A 24,888-nucleotide genomic window follows, 5' to 3' on the forward strand; every position below is an offset into this window, starting at 1 on the left:
GCTCAGGTGTCGAGGCGCATGGGCAGGCCGGCCGCAGCCATGTGGCGCTTGGCCTCGCCGACGCTGTGCTGGCCGAAATGGAAGATCGAGGCCGCGAGCACCGCGCTCGCATGGCCCTCGCGCACGCCGGCCACGAGGTCGTCGAGCGTGCCGACGCCGCCCGAGGCGATGACGGGCACGGAGACCGCATCGGCAATGGCGCGCATCAGCGCAAGGTCATAGCCGGAGCGCGTGCCGTCCTTGTCCATGGAGGTGACGAGCAACTCGCCGGCACCGAGCGAGACCACCTCGCGCGCAAAGGCGATGGCGTCGATGCCTGTCGCATTGCGGCCGCCGTGGGTGAAGATCTCCCACCGGCCCGGCCCGACGGCCTTGGCGTCGATGGCGACGACGATGCACTGGTCGCCGAACTTCTCGGCCGCCTCCTTCACGAAATCGCGATTCTTCACCGCCGCCGTGTTGATCGACACCTTGTCGGCACCGGCGAGCAGGAGTGCCCGGATATCGTCCACCGTGCGCACGCCGCCGCCGACGGTGAGCGGCATGAAGCAGGCCTCCGCCGTGCGCTGCACGACGTCGAGCAGGATGCCGCGATCCTCGTGGCTCGCGGTGATGTCGAGGAAGCACAGTTCGTCCGCGCCCGCCGCGTCATAGGCGATGGCGCATTCGACGGGATCGCCGGCATCACGCAGGTCGAGGAACTTCACGCCCTTGACGACGCGGCCGTCCTTGACGTCGAGGCAGGGGATGACGCGGATCTTGAGCATCAGGCGGCCCCGCGGCTGGCGCGGATGAGCGCCATGGCCTCCGCCGGGTCGAGACGCCCGTCGTAGAGGGCCCGGCCGCTGATGGCGCCGGCGATCTTCTGGCAGTCGGGCTGCAGCAGCCGCCGCACGTCCTCGATCGAGGCGAGCCCGCCCGAGGCGATCACGGGGATCGACACCGCCTCGGCGAGGCGCAGCGTCGCCTCGATGTTGAGGCCCGTGAGAATGCCGTCGCGGGCGATGTCGGTATAGATGATGGCGGTGACGCCCGCGTCCTCGAAGCGGCGGCCGAGGTCCTCCGCCGTCATTTCCGAGGTCTGGGCCCAGCCTTCCACCGCGACGCGCCCGTCGCGCGCGTCGATGCCGACGGCGACGCCGCCCGGATGGCGGCGCGCCGCCTCGCGCACGAAATCGGGATCGCGCACGGCCGCGGTGCCGATGATGACGCGGCGGACGCCCTTCTCGAGCCAGCCCTCGACGGTGCGCAGGTCACGGATGCCGCCGCCGAGCTGCACCGGCAGCGCGATGCGGGCGAGGATGGCATCGACCGCGGCGGCGTTCATCGGCCGGCCGGCGAAGGCCCCGTCGAGGTCGACCACGTGCAGCCATTCGAAGCCCTGCTCCGCGAAGCGCGCCGCCTGGTCGGCGGGGTCGTCGTTGAACACGGTGGCCTTGTCCATGTCGCCCTGGACGAGGCGCACGCACCGGCCTTCCTTGAGATCGATAGCGGGAAACAGGATCACGGGCGCCAACCGATGAAGTTCTTGATGAGGGCGAGACCGAGCTTCTGGCTCTTCTCCGGGTGAAACTGCGTGCCGGCGATATTGTCGCTGGCGACGGCCGCCGTCACCGGCCCGCCGTAGTCGGTCACCGCGACGAGATCGTCGGCATCCGCCGGCGTGAGCGCGTAGGAATGCACGAAATAGGCGTGCCAGCCGTCCGTCCCCGTCGGGATCCCGGCGAGGAGCGGATGGGCGCGCCGCACGTCGAGCGTGTTCCAGCCCATGTGCGGGATCTTGAGCGTGGTGTCGGCCGGCGCGATGGCCGCGACATCGCCGCTGATCCAGTCGAGGCCCGGCGTCGTCTCGTATTCGAGGCCGCGCGTGGCGAGAAGCTGCATGCCGACGCAGATGCCGAGGAAGGGCCGGCCGCGGCCGCGCACCGTCTCCTCGAGGGCCTCCACCATGCCCGGCACCGCATTGAGCCCGCGGCGGCAGTCGGCGAAGGCGCCGACGCCGGGCAGCACGATGCGCTCGGCCCGGCGCACCGCGTCGGGGTCGCTGGTGACGCTCACGCGCGCGTCGCTGCCGGCCTCACGGGCCGCGCGCTCGAAGGCCTTGTGCGCCGAATGCAGGTTGCCGGAGCCGTAGTCGATGATGGCGATGGTCGGCGCTGCGCTCATGGCCGGCGCTCCGTTTCAGGGAAGAGGCCGATGACCGGCGCCTCGCGCGCCGGGGCCGGCATGGCGGGCGCGGCGACGGGGCCGCGCGGGGCCGGCGCCGGCGCTTCCCGTGACAGCCAGCGGGCGAAGGCGCGCACCTCGGCGCTTTCGAGATCGTCGGCGACGACCGCGTCGACGGCGGCGAGGCCGCGCCGTTCCAGCGCCCGGCGCCGGAAGGCATTGGCCTCGAGCGCGAGGAGCACGGCAAAGAGGATGCCGAGCAGCGTCGTCGCCCCTTGCGTCATGTTGAAGACCCGCCCGGCGGCGGCGACGAGCACGGACGCCCCGAGGGCCGCGAGCGCGCCGAGCCACAGACGGTTCCAGAGAAACCAGACGAGCGGGAAGATCAGCGCCCACCAGGCGATGCCGTCCTTGACGATGACGGCCTCGTCGAGCGCGCGGGCATCGCCCGGTTGCGCGCCCGCCGGCAGGTGCAGCGTATAGACCGCCATGGCGTCCTCTACAGGGATCCCTTGGTCGAGGGCACGCGGCCCTCCTCGCGCGGATCGAGGGCCACGGCGCGGCGCAGCGCGCGGGCGAGGCCCTTGAAGCAGCTCTCCGCAATATGGTGCTGGTTGTCGCCGTACAAGGTCTCGACGTGCAGCGTGATGCCGGCATTCATGGCGAAGGCCTGGAACCACTCGCGCACCAGCTCCGTGTCGAAGGTGCCGATCTTGTCGCGCGCGAAGGCGGTGCGGAAGACCAGGAAGGGCCGGCCCGAGATGTCGAGCGCGACGCGCGTCAGCGTCTCGTCCATGGGCAGGTGGACGTCGGCATAGCGCGCGATGCCGCGCTTGTCGCCGAGGGCCTGCGCGAAGGCTTGGCCCAGCGCGATGGCGCTGTCCTCGACCGTGTGGTGGTCGTCGATATGCGTGTCGCCGGTGACGGAGACGGTGAGGTCGAAGAGCGCATGGCGGGCCAGGAGATCGAGCATGTGGTCGAGAAAGCCGACCCCGGTCGCGATCTCGGCCTTGCCCGCGCCGTCGAGGGCAAGCTTCACCGAAACGTCCGTCTCGCTCGTGCGGCGTGACACGCTGGCGGTGCGCATGGGTTCTCATCTCCGTCAGAGCCGCTGTCGCGGCGCACGCCTTCTAGCAAGCGACGCCGCCCGGCGCCACCCTGCGCTTCGTCGCGCCCGCCCGTCACCCGGCCCTTCTGTTGCGGGCGGCGTTGGCCGACGGGCGAAAAACGCCTACATGAAGGCGATGTTGCAGGATGATCGACCGGTCGCCGGCAGGTCGGATACCGGTGCGAGGGAATGGTGAGCTTGATGCAGACAGCGGCGGACGGGCAGTTTCACGCGACGACCATCCTCATGGTCCGCAAGGACGGGCGCACCGTGATCGGCGGCGACGGCCAGGTGAGCCTCGGCCAGACGGTGATCAAGGGCAACGCCCGCAAGGTGCGCCGCCTCGCCAAGGGCGCGGTCATCGGCGGCTTCGCCGGCGCGACGGCGGACGCCTTCACGCTGTTCGAGCGTCTGGAGGCCAAGCTCGACCAGTTCCCCGGCCAGCTCATGCGCGCCTGCGTCGAGCTCGCCAAGGACTGGCGCACCGACCGCTACCTGCGCCGCCTCGAGGCGATGATGCTGGTGGCCGACAAGAACATCGGCCTCCTTCTCTCGGGCACCGGCGACGTGCTGGAGCCGGAGGCGATCCACGGCACCTCCATCATGGCCATCGGCTCCGGCGGCAATTATGCGCTCGCGGCGGCACGAGCGCTCGCCGACAGCACCCACGATGCCGAGGACATCGTGCGCCGCTCGCTCGCCATCGCCGCGGACATCTGCGTCTACACCAACGGCAACCTCGTCATCGAGACCCTGGAGAACGCCTGAGGCATGTCCGCGTCCCCCTACTCCTTTGAGCCGGTGACGGAGGCGGATCTCGGCCTCCTCGGACGCTGGATCGCGACGCCGCATGTCGCGGCCTGGTGGGGCGAGGTCGAGAGCGAGCTCGAAGGCATCCGGTCCGATCTGGCCGACCCGGCCATGGAGGCCTTCATCGTCGCCCATGCCGGGCGGCCGATCGGCTTCCTCCAGAGCTACGTGGTGCATGCCGAGCCGGACCACCCCTATGCCGACCAGCCGGCGGGGGCGCGCGGCATCGACCAGTTCATCGGTGAGGCCGACATGGTGGGCCTCGGCCACGGCACGGCCTTCATCCGCCGCTTCTGCGAGATGCTGGAAAGCAAAGGCGTGCCGCGGATCGTGACGGATCCGAATCCATCGAACGCCCGGGCCATCCGGGCCTATGAAAAGGCCGGCTTCCGGCCGCTCGAGGAAAGAGATACGCCCTTCGGCCGCGTGCTTCTCATGGTGCGCGACGGCGCGGCGCAACGAGGACAGCAATGACCAACTTCTCCCCCCGCGAGATCGTTTCCGAGCTCGACCGCTACATCGTCGGGCAGAAGGAGGCCAAGCGCGCCGTCGCCATCGCCCTGCGCAACCGCTGGCGGCGCCAGCAGCTCGAGGGGCCGCTGCGCGAGGAAGTCCTGCCCAAGAACATCCTCATGATCGGCCCGACCGGCTGCGGCAAGACGGAGATCTCCCGCCGTCTCGCGCGGCTCGCCAATGCGCCTTTCCTCAAGGTCGAGGCGACGAAGTTCACCGAGGTCGGCTATGTCGGCCGCGACGTCGAGCAGATCGTGCGCGACCTCCTCGAGGTTGGCATCTCCCTCGTCAAGGAGGCGCGGCGCAAGGATGTGGAGGCGAAGGCCCAGCTCGCCGCCGAGGAGCGGGTGCTCGATGCGCTCGTCGGCGCCACCGCGAGCCAGGCGACGCGCGATTCCTTCCGCCGCAAGCTCAGGGCCGGCGAGCTCGACGACAAGGAGGTCGAGGTCGAGCTGCAGACGCAGGCGAGCGGGCTGCCCATGTTCGAATTGCCCGGCATGCCCGGCGCCTCAGTCGGCGCCATCTCGCTCGGCGACATCTTCGGCAAGGGCTTCGGCACCCGCGCCAAGCCGCGGCGCATGAGCGTGCGCGACGCCTACGAGCCGCTGGTGGCGGAGGAGAGCGACAAGCTCATCGACCAGGACCAGATCGTCCAGGAGGCCATCCGCGAGGTCGAGAACAACGGCATCGTCTTCCTCGACGAGATCGACAAGATCTGCGCCCGCGAGGGCCGCGGCGGGGCCGACGTCTCGCGCGAGGGCGTGCAGCGCGACCTCCTGCCGCTCATCGAGGGCACCACGGTCTCGACCAAGCACGGGGCGGTGAAGACCGACCACATCCTCTTCATCGCCTCCGGCGCCTTCCATGTGGCGAAGCCGTCGGACCTGCTGCCGGAGCTGCAGGGCCGCCTGCCCATCCGCGTCGAACTGTCGTCGCTCGACGAGGCCGACTTCCGCCGCATCCTGACGGAGACGGAGGCGAGCCTCGTCAAGCAGGCGGTCGCCATGATGGCGACGGAGGGCGTGACGCTCGCCTTCACCGACGACGCCATCGACGCGCTCGCCCATATCGCCGTCGAGGTCAACCGGACCGTCGAGAACATCGGCGCCCGCCGGCTGCAGACGGTCATCGAGCGGGTGCTCGACGAAATCTCCTTCACGGCGCCCGATCGCGGCGGCGAGACGGTGACGGTCGATGGCGACTACGTGCGTCGCGAGGTCGGGGAACTCGCCCAGAATGCCGACCTCAGCCGCTTCATCCTCTGATCGGTCCGGCGCCGAATCGATCTGTCGCGGGCAGCGGCGGTGAGCGCGCCCGCGGCCGAAACGGCCTCCCCGCTGCCCCGCGCGGGGCTTCTCGTCGGGCTCGGCGCGGCCGGCTCGCGCATTCTCGGCTTCGTTCGCGACGTCGCCATCGCCGCCGTCATCGGCGCCGGCCCGGTGGCCGATGCCTTCCTCGTCGCCTTCCGCCTGCCCAATCTCGTGCGCCGCGTCCTCGCCGACGGCGGGCTGAACGGTGCCTTCGTGCCCCTCCTCCTGCGCATCGGCGCGGAGCGGGGCCCGGCGGCCGGCAGACGTTTCGTGGCCGAATCGATCGTCGCGACGGCCCTTCTCGGCCTCGTGCTCGTCGCGCTCGTCGCGCTTTTCGCCCCGCTCGTCGTCCTGACGCTGGCGGCGGGCTATGCCGGCGGGGACGAGCGCCTGCCGCTCGCCGCGTCCTACTTGCGGCTGGCCGCCCCCTTCATCGGCTTTTCGCTCCTCGCGGCGCTGCTGACGGCGCTCCTGTCGGCTGAGCGGCGCTTTTCCGCCGTCGCCGCGATCGCGCTCGCGGCCAATGTCGTGCTCCTCGTCTTGCTGGCCGTCCTGTCCGGTCTTGCGCTCGACGAGGCGCGGGCGGCGACCTGGCTTGCGCTCGGCGTCGGCCTCTCGGGGCTTCTCCAGCTCGTCGCCGTGATGGCGGCCTGCCGCGGGGTATGGCCGGGTCTTGCCCGGCCGCGCTGGAGCCCCGACATGCGGCGGCTCTTCGCCCTGAGCGGCCCGGCCCTCGTGGCCAATGCCGCGCCGCAGCTCATGGCCGTGGCGGCGACGCAGCTCGCCTCGGCCATACCCTCGGCCGTGTCCTGGTTCTACTATGCCGAGCGGCTGTTCCAGCTGCCGCTCTCCTTCGTGTCGCTCGCGGCCGGCATGGTCGTCCTGCCGGAGATCGCCGCCCGGGCGGCCGGCGCAGATGCGCGCCGTGCCATGGCCGCCCGTGCCGGCGAGGCGGCGCTCGCCCTGTCCCTGCCGGCTGCCGCCGCCTTCCTCGTGCTCGCCGAGCCGATGGCGGCGGTGCTGTTCGTTCGTGGCGCGTTCTCCGCGCATGATGCGACCATGACCGCCGATGCCTTGCGGGCGCTCGCCGTCGGCCTGCCGGCGGCGGCACTGGCGCGCGTCTTCATGCAGGCGGCCTTTGCCGAGGGCGACATGCGCGTGCCGGTCATGGCGACGCTCGGCGGCATCGCCGCCACCCTTCTGGCAGGCGTGGCCCTGAAAGGCCTGCCCGGCGCCACCGGCGTCGCGCTCGCGATGTCCGCCGGGCTTGCGGTGAATGCGGCCCTGCTCCTTCTCTCCCCTGCCGTACGGCGGGCCGCGGCGGTGCTCGATGCCGGCCGCATCTTGCGCCTCGGGCTGGCGAGCGCCGTCATGGCCGCGGCGGTGGCCGGCCTCGCCGCATCGGGTGCCGACAACCTGACGCCGACGGGCAATGGAATCCTTAGCCTTGCCCTCCTCGCCGCCATTTGCCTCGCCGGCCTCGCGATCTACGGCGCCCTGTGCCTCGCCCTGCGGGTCGACCCGCGCCGGCTCCTGCGCCATTGAGCGCGCCGCATCTTGCGCGAAGCGCCCGGCATTGCGATAAGGCCGCGCCTCGTGTCAGGGGAGCAGGCAATGGCGGTTTTCAAGGAACGGGTGTTTTCCGGGGTACAGCCGACGGGCAACCTCCATCTCGGCAATTATCTCGGCGCCATCTCGCGCTTCGTGCCGCTGCAGGAGACGTACGACTGCATCTATTGCGTCGTGGACATGCACGCCATCACCGTGCCGCAGGATCCCGGCGAGCTGCGCCGGCAGATCCGCGAGGTCACGGCGGCCTTCCTCGCGGCGGGCATCGATGCCGAGCGGCACATCGTCTTCAACCAGAGCCAGGTGGCAGAGCATGCCGAGCTCGCCTGGATCTTCAACTGCATCGCCCGCATCGGCTGGCTCAACCGCATGACGCAGTTCAAGGAGAAGGCCGGCAAGGACCGCGAGAACGCCTCCGTCGGGCTCTATGCCTATCCGACCCTGATGGCCGCCGACATCCTCGCCTATCGCGCGACGCACGTGCCCGTCGGCGAGGACCAGAAGCAGCATCTCGAGCTGACTCGCGACGTCGCGCAGAAGTTCAACAACGACTATGCCGCCGCCATCGCGGAGAACGGCCATGGCGACATGTTCTTCCCGCTGACCGAGCCGCTGATCCAGGGCCCGGCCATGCGCATCATGTCGCTGCGCGACGGCTCCAAGAAGATGTCGAAGTCGGACCCGTCCGATTATTCGCGCATCAACCTGACCGACGATGCCGACGCCATCGCCCAGAAGATCCGCAAGGCCAAGACCGATCCCGAGCCGCTGCCGAGCGAGGAGGCCGGCCTCGAGAGCCGGCCCGAGGCGGCGAATCTCGTCGGCATCTTCGCCGCCCTCAAGGGTGTGGAGAAGTCGCAGGTGCTGCACGAGTTCGGCGGCGCCCAGTTCTCCTCCTTCAAGGGTGCGCTGGTCGATCTCGCCGTGGAGAAGATGGGCCCCATCGGTGCCGAGATGAAGCGCCTCGTCGCGGATCCCGGCCATATCGACGCCGTGCTCGGCAGGGGGGCGGAGCGGGCGCGCGTCATCGCGCGCGAGACGCTCGACGCCGTCTATGACATCGTCGGCTTCATTCGTTCCGCGCGTAACAGTTGATCCGCGCCGCGCCGCTTGGCAGCATCGGGGCGACAGCGGCGGACACGAAGGCGGTGATCGATGACCGGCAAGCGGCGGCGATCCTATGAAGCGGGCCATCGCGCCAAGTTCCTGGTGGTGGTGGACGACACGCCCGAGTGCGACCGGGCCATCTATTTCGCCGCCCGCCGGGCGGCGCGCACCGGCGTCTCTGTGACACTGCTCAGCATCGTCCCGCCGGGAGAATACCAGCATTGGCTCGGCGTCGGCGAGCTCATGCAGGCCGAGGCGGTGGAGGAGGCGAACGAGTTTCTCGATACGGCGAGCGCCCGCGTGCGCGACATCGCCGGCCTCGAGCCCGAGCGCGTGGTGCTCGTCGGCAACAAGTCCGAGGAGATCGTCCGGCATATCGAGGAGGACGAGGACATCGCCCTTCTCGTCCTCGCCGCCGGCACCGGCTCCGAAGGGCCAGGGCCGCTCGTCTCGATGATGGCGGGCAAGGCGGCGGCGAGCTTCCCCATCCCCGTCGCCATCGTGCCGGGCCATCTCACCGACGAGGAAATCGACGCGCTCGCCTGAGCGACCCGCGCCGAACCTTGCGCCGGACAAAAGAACCGCCACATTGAAGGGTGTATTGTCTGTTGGAATCGTTCTAAGGAATGAGCCGACAGCCGCAGCATTTTCACCGCCGGTTCTTGACCCGGTCGCGTGAGGAGAGACCCGAATGTTCATCCAGACCGAAGCCACGCCGAACCCGGCGACCCTCAAGTTCCTGCCCGGGCGCACCGTTCTGCCCGAGGGCACGCTCGACCTGCGCTCGGGCGAGGACGCCTCGCGCTCGCCGCTGGCGGAGCGGCTGTTCGCCATCGACGGCGTGGCTGCCGTCTTCTTCGGCTACGACTTCATCACCGTGACGAAGACGGGCGGCGAGTGGCAGCACCTGAAGCCCGCCATCCTCGGCGCCATCATGGAGCATTTCATGTCGGGCGCGCCGCTCCTGCGCGAGGATGCCGGCGTCGACATGGACGATGCGGACGAGTTCTTCGCCGAGGAAGATGCCGCGACCGTGGAGACCATCAAGGAGCTGCTCGACACGCGCGTGCGCCCGGCGGTGGCCGGCGACGGCGGCGACATCACCTTCCGCGGCTATCGCGACGGCGTGGTCTATCTCGCCATGAAGGGCTCCTGCTCCGGCTGCCCCTCCTCGACGGCGACGCTCAAGCACGGCATCCAGAATCTCCTGCAGCACTTCCTGCCCGACGTGCGCGAGGTTGAGGCTGTCTGAGGGCTGGGGCCAGGCCCGGCGGAACGCGAAAAACGGTTGCCAGCGTCGCGCGCGGCGATCTAGAGGACGTGCCAGCGAGGGAGACTTCAGTTTGCGCGTTCTCGGCATCGACACGGCGCTCGGCGCCTGTTCCGCCTGCGTTCTCGACGGCAGCACGGTTCTTGCGGAAGAGACCATGGTGCTCGCGCGCGGCCACGCCGAGGCGCTGCTGCCGCTCGTCGAGCGCGTCATGGCGGCCGTGCCGGGCGGCTTCGAAACGCTCGACCGCGTCGCGGTCACCGTGGGTCCCGGCAGCTTCACGGGCCTGCGCGTCGGCATCTCGGCGGCCCGGGCCATCGGCCTTGCCGCCGGCGTGCCGGTCGTCGGCGTCACCACCTTGTCGGCCTTCCTCGCGCCGCTCGTCGCGGCCGGCGGCAACCGCCTCAATGCCGCGGCCATCGATGCGCGCCACGGCCATCTCTACTTCCAGTGCATCGCGGCCGGCGGGCGCACCATCGTGCCGGCCCGCCACGTCTCGGTGCGCGATGCCGCCCGCGTCATCGGCTCGGGCCCCATGACCATCGCCGGCTCCGGCGCGGCGATCCTCGGCCACGAGCTGCGCAATCTCGGCGTCGACGCCAAGATCGCCGATGCCGAGATCGCGCCGCACATCGCCTGGGTGGCGCGGCTCGGCATGGCGGCCGACCCGGCGACGGCGCTGCCCAAGCCCGTCTACCTGCGCGCCCCCGACGCCAAGCCGCAGGAACACATGCGCATTCCCCGGCGCTGAGCCATCGGTGATAATCGGCGCGCCATGATTCTCGACCGCTGGCTGGGCCGCGCTTCATCCAATCTTCCCGCAGCCTCCGTCAGGCCGCTGTCGCCTGCCGACGCGGCGGCGGTCGCGGCCATCCACGCCGCCTCCTTCGCCCGCGGCTGGGAGGCGAGTGAGTTCGAGCGGCTCATCGCCGCAGGCACCAACGTGGCGGAGGGCGTCCTTGCGGCGGATGGCCGGGCCCTCGACGGCTTCGCCCTGTCGCGCATCGCCGCCGACGAGGCGGAGATCCTGACCATCGCCGTCGCCGAGGCGCGGCGGGGCCGGGGGCTCGCCCGCCATCTCCTCGCCCATCACCTCGGCTCGCTCGCCGGACGCGGTGCCCGGCGCATCTTCCTCGAGGTCGAGGCCGAGAATGCCCCGGCCCTGGCGCTCTACCGGCGCTTCGGCTTCGAGGAGGTCGGCCGGCGTAACGGCTATTATCGCAAGGCCGACGGCAGCACGGCGACCGCCCTCGTCATGGCGCGCGACCTGTCGTGAGCCGCGCTTCCGGCCGGCATGGACGCGCGTCATCCGGCTTCCTATAAGAGCGGGATGATGAGGAAAGGGAGGCGAGCCGCTTGGCGGGGGTGAAGCGCAGACTGCAAGGCAACGCCATCGAACGCGCCTGCGTCGCCCGCGGGATGCGCATGACCGGCCCGCGCCGCGTCATCGCCAAGGTGCTCGGCGATGCCGACGACCATCCCGATGTCGTCGAGCTGCACCGGCGCGCGGCGGCCGTCGACGAGCGCATCTCGCTGTCTACCGTCTACCGCACCGTCAAGCTCTTCGAAGACAAGGGCATCATCGAGCGACACCAGTTCGGCGACGGCCGCGCGCGCTACGAGCGCGCCCCGAAGGAGCACCACGACCACCTCATCGACATGAATACCGGCGACGTCATCGAATTCCACTCCGAGGAGATCGAGCGGCTCCAGGCCGAGATCGCCCGGCGCCTCGGCTACCGCCTGGTGCACCACCGGCTCGAGCTCTATGCCGTGCCGCTCGAGGACAAGGCGGACTGAACGAGCCATGCTGTCGCTGCGGGGCATTCTGCGCCTGTCGCTCATCGTGCCGGCGACGCTCGTCGGTATCCCGCTGCAGGCGCTCGCGGTCAGGCTCGACAGCCGGGCGGCGCGCCTCATCCCCCTCGTCTACCACCGCTTCATCTGCAGCGTGCTCGGCATCCGCATCAAGGTGGAGGGCAGGCCGCCGAACGGCCGCGAGGCGGCCCTCATCCTCGCCAACCACGTCTCGTGGCTCGATATTCCCGTCATCTCGACGCTGACGCCGCTCTCCTTCATCGCCAAGGCCGAGGTGAACGGCTGGCCGGTCGTCGGCCTGCTGGCCCGGCTGCAGCGCACGGTCTTCATCGACCGTACGCGCCGCAAGGCGACGGCAGCAACCAATGTCGAGGTGGCGCACAGGCTGCGCCGGGGCGACGCCATGGTGCTCTTCGCGGAGGGCACCACCGGCGACGGCCTGCGTATCCTGCCCTTCCGCTCCGCCCTCGTCGGCGCCGCGCGCGATGCGGTGGCCGATGCCGAGGCGCCCGCCTCCGAGATCGTGCTGCGGCCCCTCGCCATCACCTATGTCGGCCGCCACGGCCTGCCGCTCGGCCGCAACGAGCGGCCCGACATCGCCTGGCACGGGGACATGGAGCTTGCGCCGCACCTCGCCGCGGTCATCTCGGGAGCGCCGTTCGACGTGCGCATCACCTGGGGCGAGCCCATCGCCTTCAACGGCGGCAGCGACCGCAAGGAGGCGACGAAGGCGGCCGAGGACGTGGTGCGCGCGGCCGCGCGGGCGGCGCGGGCGAGCGGCCCCTGAGGCCGCCGGCCACGTCATTCATCCGCCGTCTTGCCTTGCCTATTCTCTCCGGAGGCGAGAAGCCTTAAACAGGAGGGACGGGCAGGTCGGCCCGGAGCGTTGAGTCGAAAGCGGGTGGCAGGCAGGCAGTGAAGAAGGTTTTCGTCAAATCCTACGGCTGTCAGATGAACGTCTACGATGCGGAGCGCATGGCGGACGCGCTGGCAGCCAAGGGCTATGTGGAGGCCGGAACGGCGGAGGACGCCGACCTCGTCATCCTCAACACCTGCCACATCCGCGAGAAGGCCGCCGAAAAGGTCTATTCGGAGCTCGGCCGCCTGCGCGAGATGAAGAAGGAACGCGCCACCGAAGGGCGCGGGACGCAGGTGGTCGTCGCCGGCTGCGTGGCCCAGGCCGAGGGCGGCGAGATCGTGCGCCGCGCGCCGGTCGTCGACCTCGTGGTCGGGCCGCAGAGCTACCACCGCCTGCCCGAGCTCCTCGCCGAGGCGAGCGCGCGTCCCGGCGTCGTCGACACGGAATTCCCGGCCGAGGACAAGTTCGACCACCTGCCGGCCCCGGCGCGGGAGAAGATCCGTGCCCGCGGCGTCTCGGCCTTCCTCACCGTGCAGGAGGGCTGCGACAAGTTCTGCACCTTCTGCGTCGTGCCCTATACGCGCGGCGCCGAGGTCTCCCGCCCCGTCGCCAAGATCCTCGCCGAGGCCGAGCGGCTCGCCGGGGCGGGCGTGCGCGAGATCACCATCATCGGCCAGAACGTCAACGCCTATCACGGCGAGGGGCCGGACGGGCGCGACTGGACGCTCGGCATGCTGCTCGAGCGGCTGGCCGAGGTGCCTGGCGTCGCGCGCCTGCGCTACACCACGAGCCATCCGCGCGACATGGACGAGACGCTGATCGCCGCCCATCGCGACCTGCCGGCGCTGATGCCCTATCTCCACCTGCCGGTGCAGGCGGGCTCGGACGGCATCCTCGCGGCCATGAACCGCCGCCATACCGGCGACGAATACCGCCGCATCATCGACGCGGTGCGCAAGGCCCGTCCCGACATCGCGCTGTCGTCCGATTTCATCGTGGGCTTTCCCGGCGAGAGCGACGCGGATTTTGAGGCCACCATGCGCCTTGTCGCCGACATCGGCTTCGCCAGCGCCTATTCCTTCAAGTACAGCCCGCGCCCCGGCACGCCGGCGGCGGAGATGGAGGGGCAGGTGCCCGAGCCCGTCAAGGCCGAGCGGCTCGCGCGCCTGCAGGCCGCCCTCGACGAGGACCGGCGCGCGTTCAACGCCGCGACCGTCGGGCGCACGGTCGATGTCCTCATCGAGCGGCCCGGGCGCCATGCCGGCCAGCTCGCCGGCAAATCGCCCTATCTGCAGGCGGTGCAGCTCGAGGCCGAGGGCCTCACCGTCGGCGACGTCGTCCCGGTCGAGATCGTCGGGACGGCCCCCAACAGCCTGTTCGGCCGGCTCGCTGCCGGCCCGCCCGAAGAGAGGGCGAGCGCAGCCTAGGACGCGAGGAGAACGAGCTTGAAGCCAGACGATGGTCTGCCGCAGCGTCAGGTGAAGGACAGGTCGCAGGCCTATGGCGGCGCCCGCGATGCCCCGGAGATCAAGATCGCCTTCGAAGACAACCGGCTCGCCAGCGTCGTCGCCGGCCAGTACGACCAGAACCTCGCCCATCTCGAGCGACGTCTCGGCGTGCTCGCCAACGCCAACGGCAACCACATCGTCATCCGTGGCACGAGCGAGGCGGCCGAGCAGGCGCGCCGCGTGCTGCAGAGCCTCTACGAGCGGGCGCGCGCCGGCGAGATCGTCTCCATCGGCGACGTCGACGGCGCCATTGCCGAGAGCGCCCGCCAGGGCTCGCTCTTCCCGCCGGCGGACGAGGCGCAGCAGCGCTCGACCTTCGAGCAGATCGCGACGCGCAAGCGCGGCGCCGTCAGGGCGCGCAACGCGGCGCAGGACGCCTATCTGCGCCTCCTGCGCCGCTGCGAGCTCGTCTTCGCCGAGGGCCCGGCCGGCACCGGCAAGACCTGGCTCGCCGTGGGCCATGCCGTCTCGCTGCTCGAGCAGGGCGTCGTCGAGCGGCTCGTCCTGTCGCGCCCGGCGGTGGAGGCGGGCGAGCGCCTCGGCTTCCTGCCCGGCGACATGCGCGAGAAGGTCGACCCGTATCTCAGGCCGGTCTACGACGCGCTCTACGACTTCATGGAGGCGCGCCACGTCGAGCGCGGCCTGTCCACCGGCGTCATCGAGATCGCGCCGCTCGCCTTCATGCGCGGGCGCACGCTCACCAATGCCGCGATCCTGCTCGACGAGGCGCAGAACTGCACCTCCATGCAGATGAAGATGTTCCTGACCCGGCTCGGCGAAGGCTCGCGCATGATCGTCACGGGCGACCCCTCGCAGATCGACCTGCCGCCCGGGCAGGTGTCGGGCCTCGTCGAGGCGGTGCGCATCCTCGACGGCGTCGAGGGCATCGGCCGCATCACCTTCAAGGAGGCGGACGTGGTGCGGCATGAGCTCGTGCGGCGCATCGTCAAGGCCTATGACGAGGTCGGCCGGGGGATCTGAGCGTGAGCGGCGCCAATATCGACATCGCCGTCGAGAGCGAGGGCTGGGACGAACTGGCCGGCGCGGATGCGCTCGTCGCGCGCGCGGCGCAGGCGGCCCTCGATGCCGGCGGGCGTCCGGTCGCGCCGGGCGCCGAGGTGAGCATCGTCCTTGCGGACGACGAGGCCGTGCGCGCGCTCAACGCCCGCTGGCGCGGCAAGGACAAGGCGACGAACGTGTTGTCCTTCCCGGCCTGTGCCCCTGAACAACTGCCGTCGGCACCCCATATCGGCGATGTCATCATCGCCTTCGAGACCACGCGGCGGGAGGCGGACGAGGAAGGCAAGGCCCTGGCCGACCACCTCTCCCATCTCGTCGTGCATGGGATGCTGCATCTTCTCGGTTATGATCACGAGACGGACGTCGAGGCCGAGGAGATGGAAGGTCTCGAGATCCGCATCCTGGCGGGGCTCGGCATCGCCGATCCTTACGCCGGTGCGGCCTTGGGCGAGTGAAGGGTGGCGGGATCATCCCGCCCCCAAGTCGTTGTTAGTGCATGAAGCGCCTCCGAACGGGCCGCGGCCCTTGGCGATCATGCTCCTGGAGCCAAGAAGGACGATGAGCGAGGATCGAAGTTCGAGCGAGGAAGCGAGGCCCGCCCCACACGGGCGGGATGGAGAGCACGAAAGCTGGATAGAGCGGCTGCTCACGGGCCTCAGGCTGAAGGCCGGCCCATCGATCCGCGAGGATCTCGCGGATGCGCTCGACACAAATTTGCCCGGCGGAGAATTCACGCCGATCGAGCGTTCCCTGCTCAAGAACGTCCTGTCGCTGCGCGAGCTGCGCGTCAACGACGTGATGGTGCCGCGCGCCGACATCGTCGCCGTCCAGGCTTCCGCCACCCTCGCGAGCGTGCTGCACCTCTTCCGCACGGCCGGCCATTCGCGCATTCCCGTCTATGGCGAGAACCTCGACGAGCCGCTCGGCATGGTGCACATCCGCGATTTCGTCGACTACATCGCAGCGCGGGCCGAGACGGCCGGGCGCGAGCGCCTGCGCCGCAACGTCGGGCGCGGCCGCGGCGATGCGCCGGTGGAGGTGCAGGCCCAGGCCATGCGGCTCGGCGTCGACCTCGAGGCCCCGCTCTCGCGGGCCAGCATCCTGCGCCCAGTGCTCTTCGTGCCGCCGTCCATGCCGGCCATGGACCTGCTCGTGAAGATGCAGACCACGCGCACGCACATGGCCCTCGTCATCGACGAATACGGCGGCACCGACGGCCTCGTCTCGATGGAGGACATCGTCGAGATGATCGTCGGCGACATCGAGGACGAGCACGACGACGAGGAGGCCTCGCAGATCGTCGCCGACGGCGAGGAGCGCTGGATCATCGATGCGCGCGCCAGCCTCGAGGACGTCTCGGAGGCCCTCGGCGTCGAGCTCGCCGAGGCGGACATCGCCGAGGAGGTCGACACGCTGGGCGGCCTCATCGTCACCCTCGCCGGCCGCGTGCCGGTGCGCGGCGAGCTGGTGCCGGGGCCCGAGGGCCTCGAGTTCGAGGTGCTCGATGCCGACCCGCGCCGCCTGAAGAAGATCCGCATCCACAAGGTCAGGACCGAGCCGGCCCCGGTGCGCCGCGCCGGCCGCAGGGCCGAGGGCGGGGGGCCGAAGCGCCCACGCCCGTGACGGAAGGCACCGTGGCTCCGGCGCGGGACGCGCTGGAGGATCAGAAGCCGGGGGCCGCCGCTTGACGCTCGCCGGCTTCGCGCGCGGCGTCGTCCTGTCCTGGGGCTGGCGACGGCGCCTCACGGCCTTCGCGGCAGGGGCGCTCGCCGCCCTCGCCATGCCGCCCTTCGGGCTGTGGCCCATCCTTTTCATTAGCCTGCCGCTCGCCGTCTGGCTCATCGACGGGGCGGGCGGGCGCACGCCGACGCGCACGGTGCTGGCGGCCGCGGCGATCGGCTGGTGGTTCGGCTTCGGCTATTTTCTCGCCGGCCTGTGGTGGCTCGGCGCCGCCTTCCTGGTGGAGGCGGACGAGTTCGCCTGGGCGTTGCCGCTCGGCGTCCTCGGCCTGCCCGCGGGGCTCGCCTTCTTCTATGCCCTCGGCTTCGGCCTCGCACGGCTCATCTGGTCCCCCGGCCCGGCCCGCATCCTCGCCTTCGCCGCGGGCCTTGCCGTTGCCGAATGGCTGCGCGGCCACATCCTCACGGGCTTTCCCTGGAACAGCCTCGGCATGGCCCTCGGCCAGCAGCAGCACCTGGCGCAGGTGGCGTCCCTCGTCGGGCTCTACGGCCTGACCGTGCTCGCGGCGGCGATTCTCGCGGCACCGGCGACCCTCGCCGACGACGGCGGGCGCTGGCGCCGTGCGGGGCCGAGCGTCGCCGGCCTCGTCATCCTGGCCGCGATGGCCGGCTATGGGCTGTGGCGCGTGCCCACGGCGCCCTCGCCGACGGTGCCGGGCGTCGCGCTGCGCATCATGCAGCCCAACCTGCCGCAGGATGCCAAGTTCCGGCCCGACAACCGGGAGGCGATCCTCAACCGCTATCTTGCTCTCAGCGACAACGGGCCCGCCGCGCAGGGTGCCGGCGTCACGCCGGCCGGCGCGGCTCGGGGCATGGACGGCGTCACCCATCTCGTCTGGCCGGAGAGCGCCTTTCCGTTCCTTCTGGCGCGCGACCCAGATGCCCTTGGCGCCATCGCGGCGCTCCTGCCGCCCGGGGCCGTGCTCGTCACGGGCGCCGCGCGGGCGATGGAGCCGCTCCCCGGCGAGACGAGCCTGCGCTTCTTCAATGCGGTCCAGGTCGTCGACGACGAAGGCCGCATCACCGGCATCTACGACAAGGTTCACCTTGTCCCCTTCGGCGAATACCTGCCGCTGGACGGGCTGCTGCGCCGTCTGGGCCTGCGCCAGTTCGTGCATGCGCCGGGCGGCTTCGAGGCCGGGCGCGAGCGAACCGTCCTGCCGGTGCCTGGCCTGCCGCCGGTGGCGGCGCTCATCTGCTACGAGGCGATCTTTCCGGGCGCGGTGCTGCCGCAAGACGGTACGCGTCCCGGCGTCCTGCTCAACGTCACGAACGACGCCTGGTTCGGGGAAACGCCGGGGCCTTACCAGCATATGGCCCAGGCCCGGCTGCGCAGCATCGAGGAGGGCATTCCCCTGGTGCGCGCGGCCAACACGGGCATCTCGGCGGTCGTCGACGGCTACGGCCGGATCATCGCCTCGCTGCCGCTGGGGACGGAAGGCGTCCTCGACGCCCCCTTGCCCGAAGCCCTGTCACCGACGATTTATGCCCGGCTCGGGGATGTGGTATTCTGGTTCTTCACCTTGAGTGTAGCCGCCGGCGCGATGACCGCACGGCGACGTGGCCGGGTGGGCCGCGACGAACGGACGGGAAGACCATGAGAACAGCGCCTGCGAGCGTCAAGAAAGTCCCCAATCCGATCGACAAACATGTCGGCAGCCGTGTGCGCATGCGACGCATGTTCGTCGGCATGAGCCAGGAAAAGCTTGGCGAATCCCTCGGCCTGACTTTCCAGCAGGTGCAGAAGTACGAGAAGGGCACGAACCGCATCGGCGCGAGCCGCCTGCAACAGATCGCCAAGGTCCTTGGCGTGCCGGTGGAATTCTTCTTCGACGGCGCGCCGGCGGCGGACGGGGTGGCCGGCGGCTTCGCCGAGGCGCCGTCCTCGAGCTATGTGTCCGACTTCCTGTCGACCAGCGAGGGCGTGCAGCTCACCAAGGCCTTCATCCGCATCAAGGACGCGAAGGTGCGCCGGCGCATCGTCGACCTCGTCGTCGCTCTCGCCGACACGGAAGGCGAGGACGCCTGACGCCGTCCGTTTCGTTCGCTCTATCGAACCCGTCCGTCATTCCATCTTGACCCTGTGCGTCCGGGCTGTCACAACACCTCGCCTTCGGGCTAGAGCCCGTTCCGATCGGACTGCGATGCGATCCGGTCTGTAAAACGGTCTCTTTCTTAAAGCTCGGAGACGGATTCCCGATCAGGTCGTTTCAACCTGATCGGGAATCCGCCTCCAGGCGGCCTCGGCGTGTGACGAAAGGATCGGGAACGTGGCGCGTTCGGACTATCTCTTCACCAGCGAATCCGTTTCGGAAGGCCATCCTGACAAGGTCTGCGACCGGATCTCGGATACGATTGTCGACGCCTATCTCGGCGCCATGCCGGAGGCGCGCGTCGCCTGCGAGACGCTGGCGACCACCAACCGCGTCGTCATCGCCGGCGAGGTGCGCGGCCCGTCCGACATCACGAACGACTACATCGCCCACCTCGCCCGCCTCGCCGTCAAGGACATCGGCTACGAGCAGGAAGGCTTCCACTGGGAGACCGCCAAGGTCGAGGTGCACCTGCACGCCCAGTCGGCGCACATCGCGCAGGGCGTCGACGCTTCCGGCAACAAGGACGAGGGCGCCGGCGACCAGGGCATCATGTTCGGCTACGCCTGCCGCGAGACGCCCGAGCTGATGCCCGCCCCGATCTACTACGCCCACGAGATCCTCAAGACGCTGACCGCCGCCCGCAAGTCCGGCGAGACCGGCCTGCTCGGCCCGGACGCCAAGAGCCAGGTGACGGTGCGCTACGCCGACGGCAAGCCGGTCGGCGTCACCCAGATCGTGGTCTCGACGCAGCACATCGAGAGCCATGCCGGCAAGGAGCTGACCTCGCACGACATCCGCGCGATCGTGGAGCCCTATGTGCGCAAGTCGCTGCCCGCGGGCTGGATCGACGACAAGACCATCTGGCACGTCAACCCGACGGGCAAGTTCGTCATCGGCGGCCCGGACGGCGACTGCGGCCTGACCGGCCGCAAGATCATCGTCGACACCTACGGCGGTGCGGCCCCCCACGGCGGCGGCGCCTTCTCGGGCAAGGACCCGACCAAGGTCGACCGCTCGGCCGCCTATGCCGCGCGCTACCTCGCCAAGAACGTGGTGGCGGCGGGCCTCGCCCAGCGCTGCACCATCCAGCTCTCCTACGCCATCGGCGTCTCCAAGCCGCTGTCGCTCTATGTCGACCTGCACGGCACCGGCGAGGTCGAGGAGGCGCGGCTCGAGCGCGTGCTGATGGACGTGATGGACCTGTCGCCGCGCGGCATCCGCGAGCACCTCGGCCTCAACCGGCCGATCTACGCCCGCACCTCGGCCTACGGCCATTTCGGCCGCGCCCCCGAGGCGGACGGCGGCTTCTCCTGGGAGCGCACCGATCTCGCCGGCGCCATCCGCGCCGCGCTCGGCTGAGGCAGGTATCCGGACGGCACGCGTGATCGCGGAGCAGGACAGGGGCGGCGCCTTCTACGGGCGCCGCAAGGGCCACAGGCTGCGCGACAACCACGCCCGCCTGATGGCGGAGGTGCTGCCGCGCCTGCGCCTGCCGGCGGGCACGGAGCCGCTCGCCCCCGCGGACCTGTTCCCGCATCCGGTCCGCGAGGTCTGGCTCGAGATCGGCTTCGGCGGCGGGGAGCACCTTCTCGCCCGCGCCCGCGAGAACCCGGACATCGGCTTCATCGGCTGCGAGCCCTTCGTCAACGGCATGGCGAAGCTCCTCGCCGGCGTCGAGGAGCACGCGATCGCCAACCTGCGCGTCTGGGACGACGATGCGGCCCTCGTCCTGCCGCGCCTGCCGGAAGCGGCGATCGGCCGCGTCTTCGTGCTCTATCCCGACCCCTGGCCGAAGCGCCGCCACCGCAAGCGCCGCTTCATCGGCGAGGAAACCCTCGCCGCGCTCGCGCGCGTCATGCGGCCGGGCACCGAGCTGCGCTTCGCCACCGACATCGACGACTATGCCGCCTGGGCGCTGGCGCGGATCGACCGCAGCGGCCTCTTCGCCTGGCAGGCCGAGCGGGCGGACGACTGGCGCCGGCCCTGGGCGGGCTGGCCCGGCACGCGCTACGAGGCCAAGGCCCTGCGCGAGGGGCGGCCGCCGATGTATCTCACCTTCGCGCGGCGCTGACCGGCTCCTTTTCCCTTTCGCCCGGCCGTTTCCGCTTGTGGAAAAGCCGCGTTTTCGTTATGACACCACCGTTCGGTGGGGCGCTGCATCCTGTGTGCGGCGGAGTTTTCCATTTCCTTCGTGCGAAATGGGCTCCGTGCCGCAAGACCCCGCTCCCCGACATGATCAGACGCTCTCCGTCGCCGGTTCAAGACGCCGGCACGGCCGCCGAGCCGCAAGGTGCAGGCGGGCGGCCACTACCGCATGGAATGCGTGCGTATTCCGTGCGGCCGGCGACAGGGGGCGTGATGCAACACCAGCCGCCGGCGTTGTCCGCCTTGATCGGCGTTAGGAGACCGAATGTCCGTATCCGCTCACCAGGCCCCGTCCCGTGAAGATTTCGCGGCGCTTCTCGAAGAGTCCTTCTCGCATGCCGAGCCCGTCGAGGGTTCCGTCGTCAAGGGCCGCGTCGTCGCCATCGAGAAGGACGTCGCCGTCATTGATATCGGCCTGAAGACCGAAGGCCGCGTTGCTCTCAAGGAATTCGTCGGTCCGGGTCGGGACCAGTCGCTCGACGTGGGCGACGAGGTCGAGGTTTACCTGGAGCGCATCGAGAATGCGCTCGGTGAAGCCGTCATCTCGCGCGACAAGGCGCGCCGGGAAGAGAGCTGGGTCAAGCTCGAGAAGGCCTTCGAGGACAACGAGAAGGTCACCGGCATCATCTTCAACCAGGTCAAGGGCGGCTATACCGTCGACCTCGACGGTGCCGTGGCCTTCCTGCCGCGCTCGCAGGTCGACATCCGTCCGGTGCGCGACGTCACGCCGCTCATGGGCGTGCCGCAGCCGTTCCAGATCCTCAAGATGGACCGCCGCCGCGGCAACATCGTCGTCTCGCGCCGCACGGTGCTCGAGGAGACGCGCGCCGAGGCCCGTTCCGAGCTCGTGGCCAACCTCGAGGAGGGGCAGGTCGTCGAGGGTGTGGTCAAGAACATCACCGAGTACGGCGCCTTCGTCGACCTCGGCGGCATCGACGGCCTGCTGCACGTCACCGACATGGCGTGGCGGCGCGTCAACCACCCGACCGACGTCGTCTCGATCGGCCAGACCGTCAAGGTCAAGATCATCAAGATCAACCACGAGACGCACCGCATCTCGCTCGGCATCAAGCAGCTGCTGGCCGATCCGTGGGAAGGCATCGCCGGCCGCTACCCGGTCAACGCCCGCTTCAAGGGCCGCGTGACGAACATCACCGACTACGGTGCGTTCGTCGAGCTCGAGCCGGGCATCGAGGGCCTCATCCACGTCTCCGAGATGAGCTGGACGAAGAAGAACGTCCACCCCGGCAAGATCGTGTCGACCTCCCAAGAGGTCGAGGTGCAGATCCTCGAGGTCGATCCGGTCAAGCGCCGCATCTCGCTCGGCCTCAAGCAGACCCTGCAGAACCCGTGGGATGCCTTCGCCGAGAAGTTCCCGATCGGTTCCGTCGTCGAGGGCGAGGTCAAGAACAAGACCGAGTTCGGCCTCTTCATCGGTCTCGACGGCGACGTCGACGGCATGGTCCACCTGTCGGATCTCGACTGGAACCGTCCCGGCGAGCAGGTCATCGAGGAGTTCAAGAAGGGCGACGTGGTGCGTGCCGTCGTTCTCGACGTCGACGTCGAGAAGGAGCGCATCTCGCTCGGCATCAAGCAGCTCGAGGGCGACCCCTTCGCCGATGCCGGCGATGTCAAGAAGGGCGCCGTCGTCACCTGCGAGGTGGTCGAGGTGAAGGATTCCGGCATCGAGGTGAAGATCGTCGACACCGACATGACCGCCTTCATCCGCCGCGCCGAGCTCGCGCGCGACCGTTCCGAGCAGCGCCCCGAGCGCTTCGCCCCGGGCGAGAAGGTCGATGCCCGCGTCGTGCAGTTCGACCGCAAGGCCCGCCGCATCCAGCTCTCCATCAAGGCCCTCGAGGTCGCGGAGGAGAAGGAGGCGATCGCCCAGTACGGTTCGACCGACTCGGGCGCCTCGCTCGGCGACATCCTCGGCGCCGCCCTCAAGCGCGCCAACGAGAAGAAGTAAGCCGCGATCTTCGTTGCGGGACGGCCATGCCGCCCCGCAGCACGATCTGCAGGTGATCTTCGCAAGCGACCCGCCCGGCCTCCAGGCGGGTTTTGCTTTGCCTGCTTTTTGTCACCACCCCGCCTTGCCCGTGACGGGGCCCGGGGCTAGTGTCCACGGCGTCCCGACCAGCCGAGGTGAAGAGCCGAGCTTCGCCAATGACATACGATGCCGACATCATGGCAGACCGCCGGCGCCTGAGGCGCAAGCTCTCGTTCTGGCGCGTCCTTGCCGTCTTCGCCCTCATCGCCGTCGTGGTCGCGCTCGGTGCGCGGTTCGGCGCGGGTTCGGTGGTCACGGGTGACCAGATCGCCGCCATCCGCATCGGCGGCTTCATCAGTGGCGACCAGCGCACGCTCGACCTCATCAGGCGAGTCAAGGACGCCCGCTCGGTGCGCGCCGTGCTGGTGCGCGTCGACAGCCCCGGCGGCACCACCTCCGGCGCCGAGGCGATCTATACGGCGCTGCGCGAGCTCGCCGCGGAGAAGCCGACGGTCGCGCTCGTCGACGGCCTCGCCGCTTCCGGCGGCTATATCACCGCCCTTGCGGCCGAGCGCATCGTCTCGCGCGACACCTCGCTCGTCGGTTCCATCGGCGTCCTGATCCAGTATCCCAACCTCGCCGGCCTGCTCGACACCCTCGGGGTGAAGGTGGAGGAGGTGAAGTCGAGCCCCCTCAAGGCGGCGCCGAACGGCTTCGAGCCCACCTCGCCGGAGGCGCGTGCCGCGCTCGAGAGCGTCGTTCGTGATTCCTTCGCCTGGTTCAAGGGCCTCGTCGGCCAGCGTCGCTCCCTCTCCGGCCCGGCGCTCGACCAGGTGTCCGACGGGCGCGTCTTCACGGGGCGTCAGGCGAAGGATCTCGGCCTCGTCGACGAGCTCGGCGGCCAGCGCCAGGCGGTGGCCTGGCTCGAGAGGGAGAAGAAGCTCGCCAGCGATCTGCCGGTCCGCGAATGGAAGCCCGAGAGCGAGCGTCTCGGGCTGTCCCTCTGGTCGCTCCTCGGTCGCGCGGCAGCTTTTGCCGGCTATGACGACCTCGCCGGCGCGCTCAGGACGGTTGCGCTGCGCGAAGAAGCGGGACGGCTTGACGGCCTCCTTGCCGTCTGGCACCCTTCGCTTCAAAATAATTGAAATTTCAAAGGGATAGGCGGGGGATATGATCAAGTCCGAGCTCGTGATGCGGATTGCCGAGCAGAATCCGCACCTCTACCAGCGCGATGTCGAGAACATCGTCAATGCGATCCTCGAGGAGATCACCCGCGCGCTCGCGCGCGGCGATCGGGTCGAGCTGCGCGGGTTCGGCGCCTTTTCGGTCAAGCAGCGCAATGCGCGCGTCGGCCGCAACCCGCGCACGGGCGAGACGGTCGATGTTGCGTCGAAGATGATTCCCGTCTTCAAGACCGGCAAGGAGATGCGCCTGCGCCTCAACGGCAGTGCCGCCGCCCCGGCGACGGGCAGGAAGGCTGCCATGAGCGTGAGCGCGTGAGGGAAGTGGAGCCGTGACGGTGAAGCGCTTCGTCAAGTTCCTGGTGCTCGCGCCGGTCGCGGTCGTCATCGTGCTCCTGGCGGTGGCCAACCGCGCGCCGGTCGAGCTGTCCTTCGACCCCTTCTCGCGCACCGAGCCGGCCCTTGCCGTGACGGTGCCGTTCTTTGTCGTCATCTTCGCCGCGGTGATGCTCGGCGTCCTCGTCGGCGGCATTGCCGCCTGGCTCGCCCAGGGCAAGCACCGCAAGGCGGAGAAGCGCTATCGCCGCGAGGCGGACCGATGGCGCAGCGAGGCCGAACAACTGCGCGGCGCCGCGGGGCGGGCCGCGCTGCCGAAGGCGTGAGCCGCCGAAGCATTTCG

The 24,888-nt window shown here is 70.0% G+C and carries 28 protein-coding genes; 23 read left to right on the forward strand and 5 right to left on the reverse strand.

The window, feature by feature from the left end:
• Window positions 1-2: 2 nt before the first annotated feature.
• From hisF to hisB, 5 genes are read right to left on the reverse strand one after another with little or no spacing between them, the layout of a single operon-like run.
• Window positions 3-767, reverse strand: a complete 765-nt coding sequence (hisF, locus tag AL346_RS07710; protein ID WP_019402645.1) for an imidazole glycerol phosphate synthase subunit HisF — start codon at window positions 765-767, stop codon at window positions 3-5.
• Entirely contained in the window at window positions 767-1,516 is a 750-nt protein-coding gene (hisA, locus tag AL346_RS07715; RefSeq protein ID WP_019402646.1) for a 1-(5-phosphoribosyl)-5-[(5-phosphoribosylamino)methylideneamino]imidazole-4-carboxamide isomerase, read from the reverse strand. The genes hisF and hisA overlap by 1 nt, the downstream gene beginning before the upstream one ends.
• A complete protein-coding gene (hisH, locus tag AL346_RS07720) occupies window positions 1,504-2,166 on the reverse strand; it encodes an imidazole glycerol phosphate synthase subunit HisH (RefSeq protein ID WP_019402647.1) in 663 nt (220 codons plus the stop codon). Before hisH ends, hisA begins: the two co-directional genes overlap by 13 nt.
• The gene (locus tag AL346_RS07725) at window positions 2,163-2,657 is read right to left on the reverse strand and encodes a DUF2628 domain-containing protein (protein ID WP_053193479.1); all 495 of its coding nucleotides are present in this window, start codon (window positions 2,655-2,657) and stop codon (window positions 2,163-2,165) included. The genes hisH and AL346_RS07725 overlap by 4 nt, the downstream gene beginning before the upstream one ends.
• An 8-nt stretch (window positions 2,658-2,665) precedes the next feature.
• Window positions 2,666-3,253 carry an imidazoleglycerol-phosphate dehydratase HisB gene (hisB, locus tag AL346_RS07730; RefSeq protein WP_019403599.1) on the reverse strand — a complete coding sequence of 196 codons (588 nt, stop codon included), beginning with the start codon at window positions 3,251-3,253 and terminating at the stop codon, window positions 2,666-2,668.
• Window positions 3,254-3,475: 222 nt separating this feature from the next.
• Between hisB and hslV the strand changes: the two genes are divergently transcribed.
• The 23 genes from hslV (at window position 3,476) to AL346_RS07845 (ending at window position 24,871) form a co-directional block, all read left to right on the forward strand.
• Entirely contained in the window at window positions 3,476-4,042 is a 567-nt protein-coding gene (gene hslV / locus AL346_RS07735; protein WP_019403600.1) for an ATP-dependent protease subunit HslV, read from the forward strand.
• A gap of 3 nt (window positions 4,043-4,045) precedes the next feature.
• Window positions 4,046-4,558, forward strand: coding sequence for a GNAT family N-acetyltransferase (locus AL346_RS07740; protein ID WP_019403601.1), 513 nt, complete (start codon window positions 4,046-4,048; stop codon window positions 4,556-4,558).
• Window positions 4,555-5,862 (forward strand): ATP-dependent protease ATPase subunit HslU, encoded by a 1,308-nt coding sequence (hslU, locus tag AL346_RS07745; protein ID WP_019403602.1) that lies wholly within the window; start codon window positions 4,555-4,557, stop codon window positions 5,860-5,862. Before AL346_RS07740 ends, hslU begins: the two co-directional genes overlap by 4 nt.
• 39 nt (window positions 5,863-5,901) lie before the next feature.
• A complete protein-coding gene (murJ, locus tag AL346_RS07750; RefSeq protein ID WP_019403603.1) occupies window positions 5,902-7,452 on the forward strand; it encodes a murein biosynthesis integral membrane protein MurJ in 1,551 nt (516 codons plus the stop codon).
• Window positions 7,453-7,521: 69 nt separating this feature from the next.
• A complete protein-coding gene (gene trpS / locus AL346_RS07755; RefSeq protein WP_019403604.1) occupies window positions 7,522-8,571 on the forward strand; it encodes a tryptophan--tRNA ligase in 1,050 nt (349 codons plus the stop codon).
• Window positions 8,572-8,631: 60 nt separating this feature from the next.
• Entirely contained in the window at window positions 8,632-9,129 is a 498-nt protein-coding gene (locus tag AL346_RS07760; protein ID WP_019403605.1) for a universal stress protein, read from the forward strand.
• Window positions 9,130-9,274: 145 nt separating this feature from the next.
• Window positions 9,275-9,835: a NifU family protein gene (locus AL346_RS07765; protein ID WP_019403606.1), complete on the forward strand. Its 561-nt coding sequence runs from the start codon at window positions 9,275-9,277 to the stop codon at window positions 9,833-9,835.
• A 91-nt stretch (window positions 9,836-9,926) separates the two neighbouring features.
• A complete protein-coding gene (gene tsaB, locus AL346_RS07770) occupies window positions 9,927-10,604 on the forward strand; it encodes a tRNA (adenosine(37)-N6)-threonylcarbamoyltransferase complex dimerization subunit type 1 TsaB (protein ID WP_019403607.1) in 678 nt (225 codons plus the stop codon).
• Window positions 10,605-10,628: 24 nt separating this feature from the next.
• A complete protein-coding gene (gene rimI / locus AL346_RS07775) occupies window positions 10,629-11,129 on the forward strand; it encodes a ribosomal protein S18-alanine N-acetyltransferase (protein WP_019403608.1) in 501 nt (166 codons plus the stop codon).
• 149 nt (window positions 11,130-11,278) lie between these two features.
• The gene (locus AL346_RS07780; protein WP_245258933.1) at window positions 11,279-11,653 is read left to right on the forward strand and encodes a Fur family transcriptional regulator; all 375 of its coding nucleotides are present in this window, start codon (window positions 11,279-11,281) and stop codon (window positions 11,651-11,653) included.
• Window positions 11,654-11,660: 7 nt separating this feature from the next.
• Window positions 11,661-12,458 (forward strand): 1-acyl-sn-glycerol-3-phosphate acyltransferase, encoded by a 798-nt coding sequence (locus AL346_RS07785; RefSeq protein ID WP_019403610.1) that lies wholly within the window; start codon window positions 11,661-11,663, stop codon window positions 12,456-12,458.
• A 128-nt stretch (window positions 12,459-12,586) separates the two neighbouring features.
• Entirely contained in the window at window positions 12,587-13,957 is a 1,371-nt protein-coding gene (gene miaB / locus AL346_RS07790) for a tRNA (N6-isopentenyl adenosine(37)-C2)-methylthiotransferase MiaB (protein WP_019403611.1), read from the forward strand.
• Between the two features lie 51 nt (window positions 13,958-14,008).
• Window positions 14,009-15,019, forward strand: coding sequence for a PhoH family protein (locus AL346_RS07795; RefSeq protein WP_019403612.1), 1,011 nt, complete (start codon window positions 14,009-14,011; stop codon window positions 15,017-15,019).
• Between the two features lie 2 nt (window positions 15,020-15,021).
• Complete coding sequence (gene ybeY / locus AL346_RS07800) at window positions 15,022-15,513, forward strand: rRNA maturation RNase YbeY (RefSeq protein ID WP_019403613.1); 492 nt, start codon at window positions 15,022-15,024, stop codon at window positions 15,511-15,513.
• Between the two features lie 103 nt (window positions 15,514-15,616).
• Window positions 15,617-16,681 carry a hemolysin family protein gene (locus AL346_RS07805; protein WP_053193483.1) on the forward strand — a complete coding sequence of 355 codons (1,065 nt, stop codon included), beginning with the start codon at window positions 15,617-15,619 and terminating at the stop codon, window positions 16,679-16,681.
• 61 nt (window positions 16,682-16,742) lie between these two features.
• Complete coding sequence (gene lnt, locus AL346_RS07810; RefSeq protein WP_019403615.1) at window positions 16,743-18,398, forward strand: apolipoprotein N-acyltransferase; 1,656 nt, start codon at window positions 16,743-16,745, stop codon at window positions 18,396-18,398.
• Window positions 18,395-18,826, forward strand: coding sequence for a helix-turn-helix domain-containing protein (locus AL346_RS07815; protein WP_019403616.1), 432 nt, complete (start codon window positions 18,395-18,397; stop codon window positions 18,824-18,826). Before lnt ends, AL346_RS07815 begins: the two co-directional genes overlap by 4 nt.
• A gap of 241 nt (window positions 18,827-19,067) precedes the next feature.
• Entirely contained in the window at window positions 19,068-20,252 is a 1,185-nt protein-coding gene (gene metK / locus AL346_RS07820; protein WP_019403617.1) for a methionine adenosyltransferase, read from the forward strand.
• A 22-nt stretch (window positions 20,253-20,274) separates the two neighbouring features.
• Complete coding sequence (locus AL346_RS07825) at window positions 20,275-20,964, forward strand: tRNA (guanosine(46)-N(7))-methyltransferase TrmB (protein WP_019403618.1); 690 nt, start codon at window positions 20,275-20,277, stop codon at window positions 20,962-20,964.
• Window positions 20,965-21,303: 339 nt separating this feature from the next.
• A complete protein-coding gene (gene rpsA / locus AL346_RS07830; RefSeq protein WP_019403619.1) occupies window positions 21,304-23,007 on the forward strand; it encodes a 30S ribosomal protein S1 in 1,704 nt (567 codons plus the stop codon).
• Window positions 23,008-23,204: 197 nt separating this feature from the next.
• Window positions 23,205-24,173, forward strand: coding sequence for a signal peptide peptidase SppA (sppA, locus tag AL346_RS07835; RefSeq protein WP_019403620.1), 969 nt, complete (start codon window positions 23,205-23,207; stop codon window positions 24,171-24,173).
• A gap of 25 nt (window positions 24,174-24,198) precedes the next feature.
• A complete protein-coding gene (gene ihfB / locus AL346_RS07840) occupies window positions 24,199-24,528 on the forward strand; it encodes an integration host factor subunit beta (RefSeq protein ID WP_019403621.1) in 330 nt (109 codons plus the stop codon).
• Between the two features lie 13 nt (window positions 24,529-24,541).
• Complete coding sequence (locus AL346_RS07845) at window positions 24,542-24,871, forward strand: LapA family protein (protein WP_019403622.1); 330 nt, start codon at window positions 24,542-24,544, stop codon at window positions 24,869-24,871.
• The last annotated feature ends 17 nt before the right edge of the window (window positions 24,872-24,888 follow it).

The sequence above is a fragment of the Chelatococcus sp. CO-6 genome, from assembly GCF_001271345.1.
Lineage (GTDB): Bacteria > Pseudomonadota > Alphaproteobacteria > Rhizobiales > Beijerinckiaceae > Chelatococcus_A > Chelatococcus_A caeni.

Coding starts and splice junctions, on each gene's coding strand:
- trpS (WP_019403604.1), top strand. CDS start 7,522: ATGGCGGTTTTCAAGGAACGGGTGTTTTCCGGGGTACAGCCGACGGGC.
- sppA (WP_019403620.1), top strand. CDS start 23,205: ATGACATACGATGCCGACATCATGGCAGACCGCCGGCGCCTGAGGCGC.
- AL346_RS07780 (WP_245258933.1), top strand. CDS start 11,279: ATGACCGGCCCGCGCCGCGTCATCGCCAAGGTGCTCGGCGATGCCGAC.
- ihfB (WP_019403621.1), top strand. CDS start 24,199: ATGATCAAGTCCGAGCTCGTGATGCGGATTGCCGAGCAGAATCCGCAC.
- rimI (WP_019403608.1), top strand. CDS start 10,629: ATGATTCTCGACCGCTGGCTGGGCCGCGCTTCATCCAATCTTCCCGCA.
- rpsA (WP_019403619.1), top strand. CDS start 21,304: ATGTCCGTATCCGCTCACCAGGCCCCGTCCCGTGAAGATTTCGCGGCG.
- hslU (WP_019403602.1), top strand. CDS start 4,555: ATGACCAACTTCTCCCCCCGCGAGATCGTTTCCGAGCTCGACCGCTAC.
- AL346_RS07725 (WP_053193479.1), bottom strand. CDS start 2,657: ATGGCGGTCTATACGCTGCACCTGCCGGCGGGCGCGCAACCGGGCGAT.
- AL346_RS07815 (WP_019403616.1), top strand. CDS start 18,395: ATGAGAACAGCGCCTGCGAGCGTCAAGAAAGTCCCCAATCCGATCGAC.
- hisH (WP_019402647.1), bottom strand. CDS start 2,166: ATGAGCGCAGCGCCGACCATCGCCATCATCGACTACGGCTCCGGCAAC.
- hslV (WP_019403600.1), top strand. CDS start 3,476: ATGCAGACAGCGGCGGACGGGCAGTTTCACGCGACGACCATCCTCATG.
- hisB (WP_019403599.1), bottom strand. CDS start 3,253: ATGCGCACCGCCAGCGTGTCACGCCGCACGAGCGAGACGGACGTTTCG.
- AL346_RS07765 (WP_019403606.1), top strand. CDS start 9,275: ATGTTCATCCAGACCGAAGCCACGCCGAACCCGGCGACCCTCAAGTTC.
- AL346_RS07805 (WP_053193483.1), top strand. CDS start 15,617: ATGAGCGAGGATCGAAGTTCGAGCGAGGAAGCGAGGCCCGCCCCACAC.
- AL346_RS07760 (WP_019403605.1), top strand. CDS start 8,632: ATGACCGGCAAGCGGCGGCGATCCTATGAAGCGGGCCATCGCGCCAAG.
- hisF (WP_019402645.1), bottom strand. CDS start 767: ATGCTCAAGATCCGCGTCATCCCCTGCCTCGACGTCAAGGACGGCCGC.
- AL346_RS07740 (WP_019403601.1), top strand. CDS start 4,046: ATGTCCGCGTCCCCCTACTCCTTTGAGCCGGTGACGGAGGCGGATCTC.
- AL346_RS07785 (WP_019403610.1), top strand. CDS start 11,661: ATGCTGTCGCTGCGGGGCATTCTGCGCCTGTCGCTCATCGTGCCGGCG.